This is a genomic window from Actinoalloteichus caeruleus DSM 43889 (assembly GCF_000429185.2).
Lineage (GTDB): Bacteria > Actinomycetota > Actinomycetes > Mycobacteriales > Pseudonocardiaceae > Actinoalloteichus_B > Actinoalloteichus_B caeruleus.
In genome coordinates this window covers 1915316-1929666 of the sequence record NZ_AUBJ02000001.1, presented here as the reverse complement: position 1 = coordinate 1929666, position 14351 = coordinate 1915316, and the positions used below count along the sequence as shown (strand labels likewise).

The 14351-nt window shown below is 69.5% G+C and carries 10 protein-coding genes and 2 CRISPR repeat arrays; of the genes, 1 reads left to right on the top strand and 9 read right to left on the bottom strand.

Translation table 11 applies throughout. The annotated features are described in order from the left end of the window. Nucleotides 1-611: 611 nt before the first annotated feature. Nucleotides 612-1169: a CRISPR direct-repeat array (repeat unit 30 nt; unit sequence GTTGGAACTCCTCGTAGGAGCGATGAGGAC). A 111-nt stretch (nucleotides 1170-1280) separates the two neighbouring features. From cas2 to G443_RS06580, 8 genes are read right to left on the bottom strand one after another with little or no spacing between them, the layout of a single operon-like run. Beyond that, nucleotides 1281-1544, bottom strand: a complete 264-nt coding sequence (gene cas2 / locus G443_RS06615) for a CRISPR-associated endonuclease Cas2 (RefSeq protein ID WP_026066200.1) — start codon at nucleotides 1542-1544, stop codon at nucleotides 1281-1283. Between the two features lie 2 nt (nucleotides 1545-1546). Continuing rightward, nucleotides 1547-2527 carry a type I-B CRISPR-associated endonuclease Cas1b gene (gene cas1b, locus G443_RS06610; RefSeq protein WP_026420452.1) on the bottom strand — a complete coding sequence of 327 codons (981 nt, stop codon included), beginning with the start codon at nucleotides 2525-2527 and terminating at the stop codon, nucleotides 1547-1549. After that, on the bottom strand, nucleotides 2527-3024 hold the full coding sequence (locus G443_RS06605; protein WP_026420451.1) for a CRISPR-associated protein Cas4: 498 nt from the start codon (nucleotides 3022-3024) through the stop codon (nucleotides 2527-2529). Before G443_RS06605 ends, cas1b begins: the two co-directional genes overlap by 1 nt. Then, complete coding sequence (locus G443_RS06600; RefSeq protein WP_051314340.1) at nucleotides 3021-5402, bottom strand: CRISPR-associated helicase/endonuclease Cas3; 2382 nt, start codon at nucleotides 5400-5402, stop codon at nucleotides 3021-3023. Before G443_RS06600 ends, G443_RS06605 begins: the two co-directional genes overlap by 4 nt. Next, the gene (gene cas5 / locus G443_RS06595; RefSeq protein ID WP_026420450.1) at nucleotides 5399-6058 is read right to left on the bottom strand and encodes a CRISPR-associated protein Cas5; all 660 of its coding nucleotides are present in this window, start codon (nucleotides 6056-6058) and stop codon (nucleotides 5399-5401) included. Before cas5 ends, G443_RS06600 begins: the two co-directional genes overlap by 4 nt. After that, complete coding sequence (gene cas7i / locus G443_RS06590) at nucleotides 6055-7077, bottom strand: type I-B CRISPR-associated protein Cas7/Cst2/DevR (protein ID WP_026420449.1); 1023 nt, start codon at nucleotides 7075-7077, stop codon at nucleotides 6055-6057. Before cas7i ends, cas5 begins: the two co-directional genes overlap by 4 nt. Next, nucleotides 7074-8513 carry a hypothetical protein gene (locus G443_RS06585; protein ID WP_026420448.1) on the bottom strand — a complete coding sequence of 480 codons (1440 nt, stop codon included), beginning with the start codon at nucleotides 8511-8513 and terminating at the stop codon, nucleotides 7074-7076. Before G443_RS06585 ends, cas7i begins: the two co-directional genes overlap by 4 nt. Then, nucleotides 8510-9253 (bottom strand): CRISPR-associated endoribonuclease Cas6, encoded by a 744-nt coding sequence (locus G443_RS06580; protein ID WP_026420447.1) that lies wholly within the window; start codon nucleotides 9251-9253, stop codon nucleotides 8510-8512. Before G443_RS06580 ends, G443_RS06585 begins: the two co-directional genes overlap by 4 nt. 878 nt (nucleotides 9254-10131) lie before the next feature. Next, a CRISPR array of direct repeats spans nucleotides 10132-10623; the repeat unit is 30 nt; unit sequence GTTGGAACTCCTCGTAGGAGCGATGAGGAC. 502 nt (nucleotides 10624-11125) lie between these two features. On the opposite strand from G443_RS06580, the gene G443_RS06575 reads away from it, so the two are divergent. Beyond that, a complete protein-coding gene (locus G443_RS06575) occupies nucleotides 11126-12334 on the top strand; it encodes a helix-turn-helix domain-containing protein (protein WP_253860163.1) in 1209 nt (402 codons plus the stop codon). 577 nt (nucleotides 12335-12911) lie between these two features. Here the strand turns inward: G443_RS06575 and G443_RS25380 are convergent. Next, entirely contained in the window at nucleotides 12912-14282 is a 1371-nt protein-coding gene (locus tag G443_RS25380) for a PucR family transcriptional regulator (protein WP_211237616.1), read from the bottom strand. Between the last annotated feature and the right edge of the window lie 69 nt (nucleotides 14283-14351).

Below are 14351 nucleotides of genomic sequence, written 5' to 3'. Positions count from 1 at the left end.
ACCGGATCTCCACCGCGTCCCGAACACGCTGGGAGCGGGCCACGACCCAGCCCGCGGTCAGCAGTTCCGCGAGCACCGCGCCACGGAGCACCGCCCAGACGACGTCGTACGCGGACGTTCGGCAGCTCCGACCGAAGGAACGGGCGCGCGCTGCCGACAGGACGAGCCTGGACCTCGTCCCTTCCAGCGAGGCAAGCCGGCCACCCGGCCCGGGGCGGGGTTCCGGCCTGCTGTGGAAGCGGCTTACGCGCCTCGGTGTCGGGCGGGTGGCATCGAACCGTGTGAGCACAGGCGTGAGCGGCGGTGTGATGGGTAACGTCACGCTCAACTCTCCTCAGTCAGCGTCGCTGAAGAGTGATCGTGTCCGCCTGCTCTGAGGCGGCCGAGATCAGCGACGACGCGAGTGGAAACCGACTTCGTCAGTTCCTCGGAGGCGCGATGAACCCGAACCGCTGAACGTCGTTCAGTGTTCCGTCGAGGCGGGGGCCGAGCCTCGCCTCGACGTTGGCCGATGGCAGGGCGTCAGACCACCAGCTCCTGACGACCGCGATGACACAACCAGCAGGAGCCCCGAGGGCATTCCGGACCAGCCCGGCACTCCTGGTCGTTGAGTAGGAACTCCTCGTAGGAGCGATGAGGACCAGGACGTGCCCCATCTGCGGGGCCGAGGTGTCCTGTTGGAACTCCTCGTAGGAGCGATGAGGACGAGGCCCCCACGACGGCAGGATCTGGGCGGAGACGGAGTTGGAACTCCTCGTAGGAGCGATGAGGACGCCGATCACTTCGGGTAACGCGCCGCGTTCCGTCGCGTTGGAACTCCTCGTAGGAGTGATGAGGACCGGCGACCTCACCGGCCCCGACGTGGCCCGCCTCCTGTTGGAACTCCTCGTAGGAGCGATGAGGACACGCGCGCTGTACCCGGCGCACCACATTCTGATCCGGTTGGAACTCCTCGTAGGAGCGATGAGGACTCGAAGGCCGTCACCGTCGTCCCCAGGGTGCCCGCGTTGGAACTCCTCGTAGGAGCGATGAGGACCCCGTCGGAGCGCCATCAGGGGCCCGCCGAACAAAGCGTTGGAACTCCTCGTAGGAGCGATGAGGACACGAAGTTGGGGTTGTTCCCCGCCGCCAGCAAAGCGGTTGGAACTCCTCGTAGGAGCGATGAGGACCCGAGAGTAAAGTCGCTGGTCACAAGGTATCTACAGTGGGATTCTGGGGGCTGTTCTGCAGCGAACCCGAGGTTTGACATCCGACCCGGGGGGTTCGCTGAAATGAGGTGGTCACAGGATATCTGGCGGCTCGTCGTCCGGGCGTCCCCATGCCTGGCGTTGCGGGTCGGTACCTGGCGGGAAGGTGTAGACGAGGATGTGGTCGTAGTCGGCATCGATGCGCTGCCGCAGTTCCTCGCGGAGGCGTACGAACTGGGCCGCGCTGAGTTCCCCCTCGAACACGCTCCGCTGCTGGTGGCGCAGGTACCTTCGGCACGTCCGCAACACACCGGCATTGCGTTCCGCCGCCGTGTCGTACACGAGAATGGTGTACACCCTCACCACCAGATCCGGAACGGTTTGTACGGTGTGCCCTCAAGGCAGGTGCGGGTCAGCGCGAGCGCGTCAAGGTAGATCAACTCGTCGTACGTGACCTTGCGGCCGAGCGTGCGGTGGTTGACGCTCTCCGCCAAGTCGTCGCGCACCGTCTTCACGATGAACTCCCGGCCCGCCTCGCTGAGCATCGCCTGGTTGGTTCCCACGTCGAAGTGGTGCTTCTTCAGCTGCTTGCGGTTGGCCAGGCGCAGCAGGATGCGCTCGGCGAACAGCGGTTTGAAGACCTCGGCGAGGTCGAGTGCCAGGGAGTGGCGGTGTCGTTGCGTGCTGGCGTGGAGGAAGGCGACTCCGGTGTGCAGCGGGGTGAGCCTCAGCCCGGTCAGGATCCGCGCGTACACGGTGCCGTTGATGAAGCTGATGACCGCGTTGCCGGCGTTGCGGGGCGGCCGCCTACTGCGTCCGTCGAGCTGGAGCCAGTCGGGCAGCTTGGTGTCGAGGGCCTCCCACGCGCTGCGTCGGAAGTTGCCTTCGGCGGCCATGAGCTGTTCGCGGGTGGTCGCCGCCTCGAGTGCCTCGGTCAGGACGCCGTAGGGCCGGGTGAGGAGCTTGCGGTCGATGACGCGGCGGATGTTGAACGCGGCGGTGTCGACGAGGCTGCGGGCGATCGTCAGGGACTCCCCGTCGTCGCTGGCGATGCGCGCCTGGTTGAGCGCCACCGTTCCTGACACCGAGGTCTCGGCGGGCAGGAAGGAGCCCGCGTAGTCGCCGTAGTGGGAGAGGATGTGGATGGCGACCCGGTGCTTGTTCAACAAGCTGATCATCGAGGTGTTGAGGTCCACCTCGGCCAGCGCGATGATGTCGCGAACATCCTCGATGGGGACGAAAGCCGGGGGCTTCCCCTCGCGTTCGACGCGGATGCTGTCGTCCTGGCGACGCAGTCGGCACGGGTTGAGCAGCCAGTAGGTTCGGGAGGCCGCTGGCATCACACGCTCCAGCAGTAGTCGCTGTAGCTACACCCTCGGCAGCGGCTCTTCGGGAGGCGCGGAGGTGATTCGGGGAGGGCGATCGTGGCGACGACCTGTTCGATGTCCTCGGACGCGTGCATGTGTTCCTCCTCCGTATAGGGGAACCGTTCGGTTTTCCGTGGTGACCGGTAGTGGAGCACCGCCCCCTGCACGTCGACGCCGACCCTGGTCAGCTGGTGGCAGTAGTGGCGGGCCTGGGCTCGGTCGGCTTCACGGCGTTTGTCGGAGTGCTTGACCTCGTGCACCCACAGCTGGTTGTCCAGGTGGTCCAGGGTGGCGGCCCCAAGGTCGACCGGGCTGAACCGGGAGTACGAGATGTCGTGGATGGCGGTGCCCAGCGCGACCGTCTCGCTGAGCTGTTCCGGTCGGAAGCCCCGGGAGTACAACCAGAGTTGGCGCCGGCAGTGGTACAGGTACTTGATGTGGACTCCACCCACATCGTCGGCGCTGATCACAGAATCTCTCCTGGTTGGTAGCGGGTTTCCCTCACGATGCCCTTGAGGCCGAGCTCCGGGTGGTAGTCGCCGTTGATGACGGTGATCCCGTGCCGGCGGTCGAAGTGGCCGCTGGAGCTGAGGTGGACGGGTAGCGGCAGCAGGAACCGGGAGGCGAGGAGGGCGCCCTGCCCCTTCTCACCCTGGCGCCGGTCGGCCTGGTAGTCGGCGAGGTCGTCGCTGAGGATGGCCTCGACGCCGTCGAAGGTCGCGAAGAACTCCTTCCGCAGGCCCTCGCGGTCCGCGAACGGGCTGCGGAAGTCGAGGTAGTCCTCGTCGAACCGCTCCTGGGAGACCAGCACCTCCTTCTCCCAGGTGTCGCCCCACGGCGAGTCGTAGATGGCGTTCAGCCACTGCTGGGCGTCGGCTTCGTCGATGGTCTCCCCGTCGTGGTTCTGGAGGGCTGCCCAGCACAGGCGGGTGGGGACCTCGTCATACACTCCGTCAGCCCAGGTCTCCTCACCTCCGCCGCGCCGCCTCCGGTACTCCGGCTCGCACACCCACACCGACGCGGGTGCTCGTTTCCCACGGCGGTTGACCCGCCCGAACCGCTGCAACAGCGCCTCCAGCGCTGCACCGGAGGTGTGCAGGACGTCGAAGTCGACGTTGAGACTCACCTCCACGACCTGGGTGGCCACCAGGAGCCCTCGGGACGACCGGCGATCCGTCCCGAACAGCTCGAGAATCCGCTTCTCCTTCTGGGCGCGGTCGCAGTTGCGGAACCGGGAGTGCAGCAGCACCGCCTCCCCACCCTGTTCCTTGGCCACCGGCCCGAGCAGGTCGTAGAGGTCCAAGGCGTCGGCGACGTTGTTGGCCACCACCAATACCGCCTGACCGGCGTGGAGATCGGCGGCGATCCGGTCGACCGACTCCGGCGAGGTGAGGTGCCCGCCGCCGATCCGCAGCCGGTGGCGCGGTGTGTGGCGCACGCCGGCGAACCCGTCGACCACGTCCAACCGGCCGGCGATGGTGTCGCGCAGGATGCGCCGGAACCGTTCGGGCAGTGTCGCACTCAGCACCCCCACCCGTCCTCCCAGTTCCTGTGTCCACAGCCGGATCATGGCGAGGAGCATTCCGAGACGACGGGGTTCGTAGGCGTGCAGCTCGTCGAACAGGAAGACGCTGTTCACGGTGTCGGCGAGGGTGGACGAGTCACCCGGACCGCCGAACGCGGCTCGCAGCAACTGGTAGGGCGTGGTCACGCGGAACAGCTCGCGGTGGGTGCGGCTCGCGTTGACGTGGTCCAGCGCGGTGGCGGCGTCCTCGACGGTCGGTTCGGGGCGGTCATCGGAGCCGGCGGCCCGGGCCTCGATGAGTTCGTTCAGGTGGAACATGCCCGCCCTGGAGTGCAGCACCCCGACGTCCTCGACGCCGTCCTCCTCCTGGAGGCGCAACGCCATCGCGTTGATGGACGCCAGGAACGGGAGCACGTAGAACACGCGGGGCAGGGCGTTCCGCTGCTCGGCGACCTGTCGCCACGCCGCCTCAGCCCACAGCAGGCCGCCCTCCGTCTTTCCGCTGCCCGTCGGCGAGACCAGCAGCAGGTGGTGTGCCGCGGCGGCTTCCTCCTGGGCGCGGGTCAGGCGGTGCCCAGCAGCCGCCAGCCGGACCCGAACCCGGTCACCGTAGCCGCGCAGGGGCTCCCCGGTGAGCAGTTCGCCATGGGCCGAGGCGACGTGGTCGGCTATCGTGACGACACCCTGGAGCAGGACCCAGGGCAGGCCGCCCTGCTCCGTCCCCGGATACCACCAGTCCTCGGCGAGATCACGGAGCAAGGTCAGGGTGCCTGCGCGGATGTCGTCACGGGTGAGCCCGCCCAGCCGGCTCCGATCCACCGGCAGACCCACCCGGGCCGCCGCGTCGGCGAACCAGGCCGCCAGCGCTCGCACCGTCCCGTCGTCCTCGGCGACGGTGAAGGCCTGCCCCAACGCCTGCTGGTCCTGGGAGAGGTTGTCCGGCAGGATCGAGCGCGTCGCGTCCCCGTGCAACGGACGGTGGTGCGTGACGACCGCCGCCGCCACGCGACGGCGAACCTCCTGATCGGTGACGAGCAGGTCGACGAAGCCCAACGACAGCACCTCGTGCCGCAGGCCCCAGCGGGTGTTCGTCCGCACCTGCCGCTGAAAACCGGGGTCGATCTTGCCGCCGTCGTGGAGGAGCGCGGCCAGCTGGACGGCGGGCCACCAGGACTCGTCCCAGATGCCGTCAACGACGCCGATCCTGGCTCGGATCAACGGCACCACCGCCGACGTCCGGGCGCTGTGTTCGGTGAGGCTCTCCCCGATCGTCGCCTCCTTCGCCGGGCTCTTGGCCCACAGGTGCGGCAGGTCCTCCGTCACGAGCGTGCCTCCACTACCTCGGGATGGGTCGGGGGTAGGGGCACGACGGCCTGACCGTCGTGCGTGGACCAGCCATCGTCCAGCACACCCCGGGCGGCGGCAGCATCACTGGAATGCCGGTAGTCGTCCCACCGCATCCGGGCCCGGTCCACGCTGATCGCCGTAGTGAGCCGTAGCCGGGTACCGACCGCGTCCGGGCGGTCCACGAGCAGCGCCGTGCCCTGCCTGCCCGGCTGCTCCCGCAGGTCCACCCACGCGGCCCGTGCCGAACAGAGGTCCTGGCTGCGCCCCAGCCGCAGCGGCCACACCGGCCGGCGGAACCGGCGGTACCACCGGTCGAGGTCCTCGAACAGCCAGACCGTCAACCGGACACCCCAGAGGTAGTCGCGATCCTTGGGAACCGGACTCGGTTGCCTGACCCCCTCAGCCAGCGGGTGGAAGGTCTCCAGGTCCGTTCCATGCCCCTCGGCGTGGCAGCACAGCGCGAACCGCGTGTCACGCGGAACCTGGCCCCACCCACCGGCGGCGGCCGCCAGCAGACCCCCGACGGTGGAGGGCGGAGGGCAGGGCAGCCCGACCTGGAGCCCGGGGTACAGCGGATTGCGGAAGGAGGCCACCGAGGCGTCGAAGGTGACCTCCAGAGCCGGGACACTCACGAGCGGTCCTCGAACCAGGAATCGAGGTCGCCACCCTCCAACTCCGCCGCCAACTGGCGGAGAACGACGCGGGGGTGGTCGAACACGACCTGCCCGGAGTCGACAAGATCCTTCAGTTCGCGTTCCGCCGCGTCCCGCTGCCTCTCCAGGTAGCCCGGGGCCCACCCGATGCGCACGGGGCCGTCGAGTTCGTCCTCCCACGCCCGCATCTCCGCCCGCAGCACGTCGAGCGCGACGACGGTTTCCCCCAAGTCGTGGCGCAGCAGCCGGGTGAAGGGGTTGTTGCCGCCCTTCACGGGCGCCAGGATGACCAGCGCGGGTGACCGCTCACCGTAGTGCAGGGCCTGCTTCGCCCCGCCCCGCAGCTCCGCGAGCGTCCGCCACAACACGGCAGCGCGGCGCCGGCGCTCGGCGAGGGGCAGGCGCAGGGCCTGCCCGAACCGGAAGTCGATCTCCTCCGCCCCGTTCACCCGCGCCTCCTTCGCGGCGTCCGGGTTCAGATCGGGCCGGTTGCCCTGCCCTTCCAACTGGAAGGTGCCGAGGCGGGCGAGGTCCAGCAGGACGGGGCAGGCCAGGTCGCCGGTGTAGTGCTCGTGTTCGTGGATCACCGGGTCCGCGCCCACCTCGAACCCCCGGCTCATCGTGCCGAAGTCGTGGGTGACCTGCCGGGGTGCCACGGACACGGCCGTACCCACGGCCAACACGGTGTCCCGGTTGAAGGACTTCTTCTCGATCGCGACCATGTACCCGAACAGGTCGTCGTCGAGGTACAGGTCCCCGCGCCCCTGGGTATGGGCCTGCTGCTTGGCGCCCTTGCCGGAGCGGATCACCGGCGAGCGGGCCTCACCGGGCGGCAGCGAGTCCCGCCACCACCGCCGGACCGCCTGCGCCGACACGTAGGGGAAGACCCGGTTACCAACCCGGGTCGCCTTGACCTTGCCGACGTTGTCCTCGCCGCGACCGTTGTTCGGCGCCCCCGCCTTGATCTCCAGCACCAGGGTGCCCACCAGGTACGTCACTCGTCGTTCTCCTTGTCCTCGCCGTCGGTGTGCAGGGTGTCCTCGATCGACCGGGTGTCGTCCGAGTCAGGGCGGTAGCCCTGGGAGTGGAGCTCGTGGATCACCGCGACGAACAGCAGGTTGCGCCGCAACCACGCCTGCTCGTCCGGTTCGAAGAGCCACCTCAGGTGAGTGGGCGTGACGAAGGGCTCGGTGGTGTCGATCAGGGAGGTCAGTTCCTCGCGGTCGCGCCACAACAGCCATTCCACGGCACCGTCGTTGAACCACTTCCGGAACGTGGTCGACTTCCGGTACGCCACCACGAAGGGCTTGACCTTCTTCCTCGTGGCCATCATGAGGGCCGCCGTTCGTTTGCCGAGGCCCTCGATCTCCTGGAGTTCGCGGTCGTTCACGTGCAGGACCTTTCCTACGAAGGAGCGGAGCGCGCCGACGAGCTGCCTGATCTCGTCACGCGTGTCGGGTGCCGAGGTCAGCAGGGGGACCAGGTATCGGAGGACCTTCGCGGGCAGCCTTCGCGGGGACCGCACCAGCTCACCCGCCAGCGCCGCCGCACCGGGAACCTTCTCCGAATGGCACGCGCGTTCCAATGAATTCCAGGGGTCCGACGTCCTGTCCTGTCGGACGGCGTGAATCCACTCGACGAGCGGCTGGTCCATACGCTGTTCGGTGAGTTCCTGCTCCTGGTTGTTGTTGGTGAAGATGATGAGGGACACGTCCGACCGGACCGGGTGCCCGTAGGCGCGGATCCGGTTCACGAGCAGGCTCTCCCGGACGTACGCCGGCCATTTGCTGGGGGTGACCGAAACCCTCCCGATGCGTTTCCGGGTGTCCTCGACCTGGTGCCGAGTGGCGAAGGAAAGGAAGTCCTCGTCCCAGGCGTGGGTGATCGTCGCGCGACCACCCTGGAAGTGGCACGCGTAGGGCAGGGCGTAGAAGCTGCCCAGGCAGGTCCGGCACAGCGGCATCCCGTCGTGACCGACGACCGTGGTGTTCCGGTACTCGGTGGACATCGCCAGCGGCACGTCCACCTTCCCGTAGAAGCCGCACGCCCGTCGCCCGCACAGCGCGCAGGGCGCCTCGGGCCAGGACTCCGGCGGACGCGGAGTCCGCCATTCGACGACCGCCTGGCCGCGCTGGTCCGCGCTCAGCTTCCGCAGGCTCGGGATGTTCATCTTGCTGTTGGGCCACAGGGCGTAGGAGGCCGACAGGAGGAACGCCCCCGGCTGCTTGGCGTCGGTCTCCCGCGTCGCCGCCACCGCGTCCTCGGTCATGCGGTTCCACACGCGGAGGAACCTGTCCTCGGAAACCCGCCGCGGATGTGACTCCTTCGCCAGCACGGCCAACGCGAACGCACCCACCCGTTGCAGGGGGTGGGCCGTCAACTCGACCAGGAACGGCTCCCCGGTGCTGGTCGCCCGCATGTCGGCCGCGGTCACGTCTCCACCGCCCCGAAACCGGCGATGTTCGCCGCTCCCAAACCCCACGACCACACGGCGGCCAGGGTGTCGGGAGACCCCACCAAGGTCACCCCAACCGCCGCACCCACCTTCGCACCGACGGTGTCGCCCTGGCCAACGGCGAAGGACCTCTTCGGGCCCACCCGCCATACCTCGGTCAACGAGATCTCCGGGTCCAACCCCAGCGTCTCGGCCTTGCGGCGCAGATTCCGGACGAAGAAGACGTCCCACTCCGGCTCACCGGGCAACAGCCACCGCTGCGACCGGAGCCGGGCCCCCGCCGCATCCCGCGCGGGCGGCCCCTTCACCACCACCGGTGTCGTCGTCGCCAGGCGCGCCGAGCCGTCCGAGAACTCGGGAGCCGGCACGCTCACCACGTTCTGGACCCGCAGCGCGACACCGCCCCAGTCCAGGACCCGAGCCCCGGCAAGGCCGGCGGCCAACGCCTCGATCACCTCGGGCAGGGGGCTACCGAACTCCAGCGTCCCCTCACCGCCCGCCGCGTAGCGACCCCGTTGACGCCGCGCTCGTGGGAAACGGGGAGCCCCACACCCCACCGGCACGAGCCGGTGGGGACCGAACCCGGCGCTGTGCAGCTCGGCGCCCAACGCGGGGGCGTTGTCCCCCAACATCTGGTAGACGATTCCCCGTCCCGGCCGCAGAACCTCCGCCCACGGAATGCCGGGGGCTGTCGTGGTCACCGTTGCTCGCAGTCGCATCGCACCTCCAATCCGCTGTCTTCGGGAGCAGTGACTACCACACGCCGCCGACCGGGGGAGTGCGGTTACGGAAGCGTCGGATGAGGTGAACCATTCCCGGAAAGCTGTGTCGTTGTACAGGGAAAATTTCCGACGTCAACATCGCGACGTTCTGCTGTTGGTGGCCGCTCGCGGGCGGGAGTTCTGGACTCTGCAAGAGTCTCTACCTGCGGTTTCGTCGTTCCAGGTGTTGGTCGCTGCCTGCGCGGTGAGTGCGTATCGCCATCCCCGGTGGAGCCTCTGGATCGCCTCCCTTCGGGCGTCGCTGAGCCGCGAGTAGGGCTCCGTGCGCTCGTTCGGGCCGGCGTCCAGCGACGCCATCAGTGACTTTTCCGCCAGGGGCTACCGGTCAAGTTTCACCCACTTAGCCCAATCCGCGGCCGTGCCAACTATCCAGGTGATCTTGCTCTTTCAGCGAACCCCCCGGGTCTCGCGCAGCGAGTGAGGTTCGCTGAAAGTTCGGCCGCGAGCAGGCACCCTCAGCAGTGGGAGCTCAGGATTGGCGGTAAGGGGTACTCCAAATGGCGGTATTCGAGCTTTGGGCCCTCGAACGGAGGCAACGGCAGGGGCAAGCTGCGGGGCGCTGGCATGGCTCTCCTCGCCCGCGAGCGAGGCGCAGCCGGGCACCGTTGACCCTGCTGGATCGTGGAGCGCCGCTGGCATGGACTCGACTCGCGGCCTGAGCCGTCTGCCCCTTCTACGGTGACTTGGCAGCCTCCGCGTAGCCGTGATGCGGAGTCGGAGTTGCGCCCCTGCGGAGACCCAGTACGTGGCCCCGCTGGAATCCGTCGCAAGAGCTAAGCCACACCTGGTGACCATTCAGAACCAGCGTGGGCTGAGCTGAAACTCGCCCTAGGACCGATGAGGACGAGATCCGGCGCCGTGTCTGACCTCGTGACCGGCCGGATGGAACTCCTCGTAGGAGCGATGAGGACCCCCACGGCTGCTCCGCTCGCGGCCGCTCGCCTCGCGTTGAAACTCCTCGTAGGAGCGATGAGGACACCCACGGCTCGGGACCTCGACGTGGTCGTTGACCTGTTGGAACTCCTCGTAGGAGCGATGAGGACACCCACGGCTCGGGACCTCGACGTGGTCGTTGACCTGTTGGAACTCCTCGTAGGAGCGATGAGGACTCGTCGCGCTCGGCGCGGCGTTGCCGACGGTCGGCGGTTGGAACTCCTCGTAGGAGCGATGAGGACCGGGGTGTCCGATGGTCGGACACCACTCATGGTGCCGTTGGAACTCCTCGTAGGAGCGATGAGGACGAGCCCCAGGTCCCGCGCCTTCCGGCGCTCTTCCTCGTTGGAACTCCTCGTAGGAGCGATGAGGACCCGAGAGTAAAGTCGCTGGTCAGGGCCTTCTTGCACGGTGCTTTTGGCGGCGCTTTTGCAGTGAACCTGAGGTTTGACATCTGACCCGGGGGGTTCGCTGAAATCTCCGTGCGCAAGCCTACCGTGCGCGTCGCGCCCAACCCGCCCGGTGCTCGGCCGTCAGCCCGCCCCCGGCCGCCGCAGGATGTCGAGCTCGCAGGCGGGTGCCGCGGGCCACGCGACACAGGCAGCCGGGCGAGCGCATGCAAGGCTCGCGTCGTGACGGTCTCGCAGCGACGGGCAGCTCCCGGAGCGGGCCTCGTTCGTCGTCTGCTCCACCTGGCGTCGTGCGGTACCGCGCCGGTCGCTCGACGAGCGGCCAACCGTTGGTGTCCCCACCTGACCAGGCGACTGGCTGTCGGCGGGGAGGAACGAGTCACCGGATCGGATGGTCCTCACCAGCATGGGACAAGCCTACGCTGGCGTACGGCAGCGGCGGGTTCGTGCGGCGAAGGGGACCTCGGTGAAACTCGAAGACGACCTCATCGGCACGAGGATTCGGCAGATCCGGCACTGGCGGGGCATGACCGCGTCCTCGGTCGCTGGCCTTGCCGGTATCAGCCGGTCCTACCTTTCGCGGATCGAACTCGGCGGGCGTGCGGTGAGTTCACGGTCGTTGCTCGAAGCGCTCGCGTCGGCCCTGCGGGTCGCCCCCTCGTCACTGACGTCGGAACCGCACAAGACGCTCCGCCGTGGTGACCAGAGCGCACACGATGTCATCCAGTCCTTGGACAGCGCACTCACCTCCGCGATGCCCGGAGAACGGCCGGAGGACACGACGCCGCGCCCGCTTCCCGCGCTGGCGGCGGCCATCGACAGCGTCAACGCTGCCCGCCACGCCTGCGACTACCTGGCCCTGGCGGATCTCGCGCCGCGCCTCGTACGTGAACTCCTGGTCCTGTACGCCTCGGGGCCTCATCGGCGACAGGCCGGTGAGTGGCTCGCCTCCACCTACCAGGCGATCATGGACGCGGCGAAAGCACTGCACGGTGTGGGGCTGCCGGCCCTGGCGTACACGCACGTCAGGACGATCGCCGAGGATCTCGACGATCCTCAGCTCCGGGGGCTGGGCTACTGGATGCGTGGTCAGGCGTTCGGTCCTGGCCGGCGACGTGAACAGGTGGCTTTCTCGGCCGCTGCGGCCGGATCGCTGGAACCGCACATCGGCGAGCCGGGCGTGCTCGAAGCGTATGGCCAGGTACACCTCAACGCGGCGCTGGGGGCGGTAGCCTCGGGCCAGCATGATGTCGCGGACGCACACGTTCGGGAGGCTAGGGACGCGGCGCGACGAGTGAGCGGCCCGGGGTCTCCGTGGGCGGGACTCTGGTTCGGCCCCACCAACGTCGCCGTCTGGTCGCTGGTGATCGCCTCGGAGAAGAAGGACATCGGCGCCGTGGACAGGATCGCGGGGCAGATCGACATTGACGTCATTCCCTACGCGGGGAGGCGAGCGGCGTTCTACTCGGAGTGGGGACGTGCGGTGCTCTCGGAGACCCGGTCCCGTGAGCGGGGCCTCGCGCTGTTGCTGAAAGCCGAGAAACTTGCCCCCCACCGCGTCCGCAACCACCCCCTCGTCCGGGACGCGGTCAGCAGCCTGCTCGTTCGGTCGCGCAGGGAAGCCGGTGCGGGCGCGTTGCGGGGCCTCGCCCTTCGGATGGGAATCGCGACCTGACCAAACCCACCCTCCCCGGTCAGGTTGGTAGCTGGACACGGTGTGGCACTTCCCCTCCGCAGCGCACCGCGGTGTCACGCCGATCACGATGACGGTCCGCCGTGTCGTCGGCGTGCGCTTGCGGGCGTGCGAGACGGGGGTCGGCCGGCGCCGGCCGCCTGCCGGGGTCGGCTGGTGACGGCTGGCCAGCCGGCCGTCCTCGCTGTGACGTGACCTGTGGCACGGCGACGGCGATGGCGTCCGTGTTCGCGTTCAGCAGGCGAGGCGGAGAAGCCCGACGTCCTGGGGTGCCGGTCGCCAGCCGTTCGGTGATCGGCGGCCCGCCGTACACCTCGGGCGGCGGCTCGGCCGGTGGTCCGCCCGGGAACCGTCACCGCCGTCCAGTGTCCCCCGGAGGCCGCGGTTCCGGTGCGGGCTGGCGGCACCGCATCGCCGGGCGCACCTCCCAGCCGTGCGGCGGAACGGTTCCCGTTCAGCGGCGCAGGACCGGGCCACCGCTGCGCGCTCACCGGCCGCCCCGGCCCAACGCGGTGGGCCACGTCGCACCGACCTCAGCACACCCCGCTCCCCGTTCCCCTCACTCGCCGAGGAGGCGTTGGGCTTCCAGGGCGAGGGCGAGTTCCAGCAGGTCGCGCTGCCGGTTCAGGGACCGCCCGCTGAGCTGTTCGTAGCGGCGCAGCCGGTTCAGCACGGTGTTGCGGTGGCAGAACAGCCGGGTGCCGGCCCGCAGCGCCGATCCGTCGCAGTCCAACCACACCTCCAGGGTGGACAGCAGGACCTTCCGGTCCGGCGGGTCGAGGTCGAGGACGGGGCCGAGGGCCCGCCGGGTCAGCGCGGCCGACAGCTCCGGGCAGCTCACCACCATCGCCGAGGGCAGGTGGTCCTCCAACAGGGCGACCTGGGCGTCGTCCTCGCAGGTCCGCAGCGCGGTGTCGGCGAAACGGCGGGCCGCGCCCACGGCGGCCAGTTCCTCCACGGCGGGGCTCACCCCGACCCGGCAGCCCCGGGGGACGGTCAGGGCGGCGGCGAGGTCGGCGACCGCCACGTCCCCGAGCTGGACGATGCCCAGTTCCTCCTCCACCCCGGTGTGCCAGATGATCCGGGTTCCGGGGACACCGACCCGCAGGCCCGGGTCGCGGAGCACCGCCCGGCCCTGCCCGGCGACGACCACCACCGCGTACCGCGCCTGCTGGGGGAGGTCCAGGGCGGCGGCCACCGCGGGCACGTCGGCCAGCCTCGTGCTGCCGTCCAGCAACGCCCCCACCAGGGCCCGCAGTCGTTCCTCCCGGCGCCGGGTGAGTTGGCCCTCCACCTTGCGGTAGGCGTCGGCGAGCAGGCCGCAGTGCTCGTCGACGAAGTTCCACACGTCGGCCGCGACGTGCACCAGCAGGTGCACCCGGTCGGGGTCGCTGCGGGTGGTGGCGTCGACCAGCCCCTGCCACACCACGCCACCGCCCAACCGGAAGGCGTGCAGCAGGGCGTCGAGGGGCAGCCCCTGCTCGGCCCGTTCGGCTCCGATCCGCCACGAGCAGCGGCGGGCGGACTCCCGGGTCTCCCGGGGGGCGAGGATCGACCGGATGTTGTGCTCCAGCGATTCGTGCACCTCCCGCCACAGGCCGTCGAAGTCGGTGGCGGCCGACCGGTAGGCGGGTTCCTGTTCCCGCAGCAGCGCGACGAGGTGGTCGGTGAGCTGGGGGAGTTCGCTGAGCAGGCTCCTGGCGGCGTGGTGGACGACGGCGACGGCTTCGGCGCTGGCGCGGGAGCGGATCGGCGGGCCGGCGGCGGGTAGTCCGGGGAGGGCGTGCGGGGCGCGGACCGAGGTCCTGCCGGTGGCCGGCCCGTGGGGGCGGGTGCGTGCGTCCGCGTGCGGCCGCCCGCCGAAGACGGTGCGGCCGGTCGGTTCGCCCGGGGTGGTGGGGTGGCGGAGCGGCGACGCGGGTCTGGTCACGGGTCTCACCTCGTCCTGTGTGGAGGGGCAGGGCGCGGCCCTGGGGCAGGGACGGTGGTCGGGGTGCGG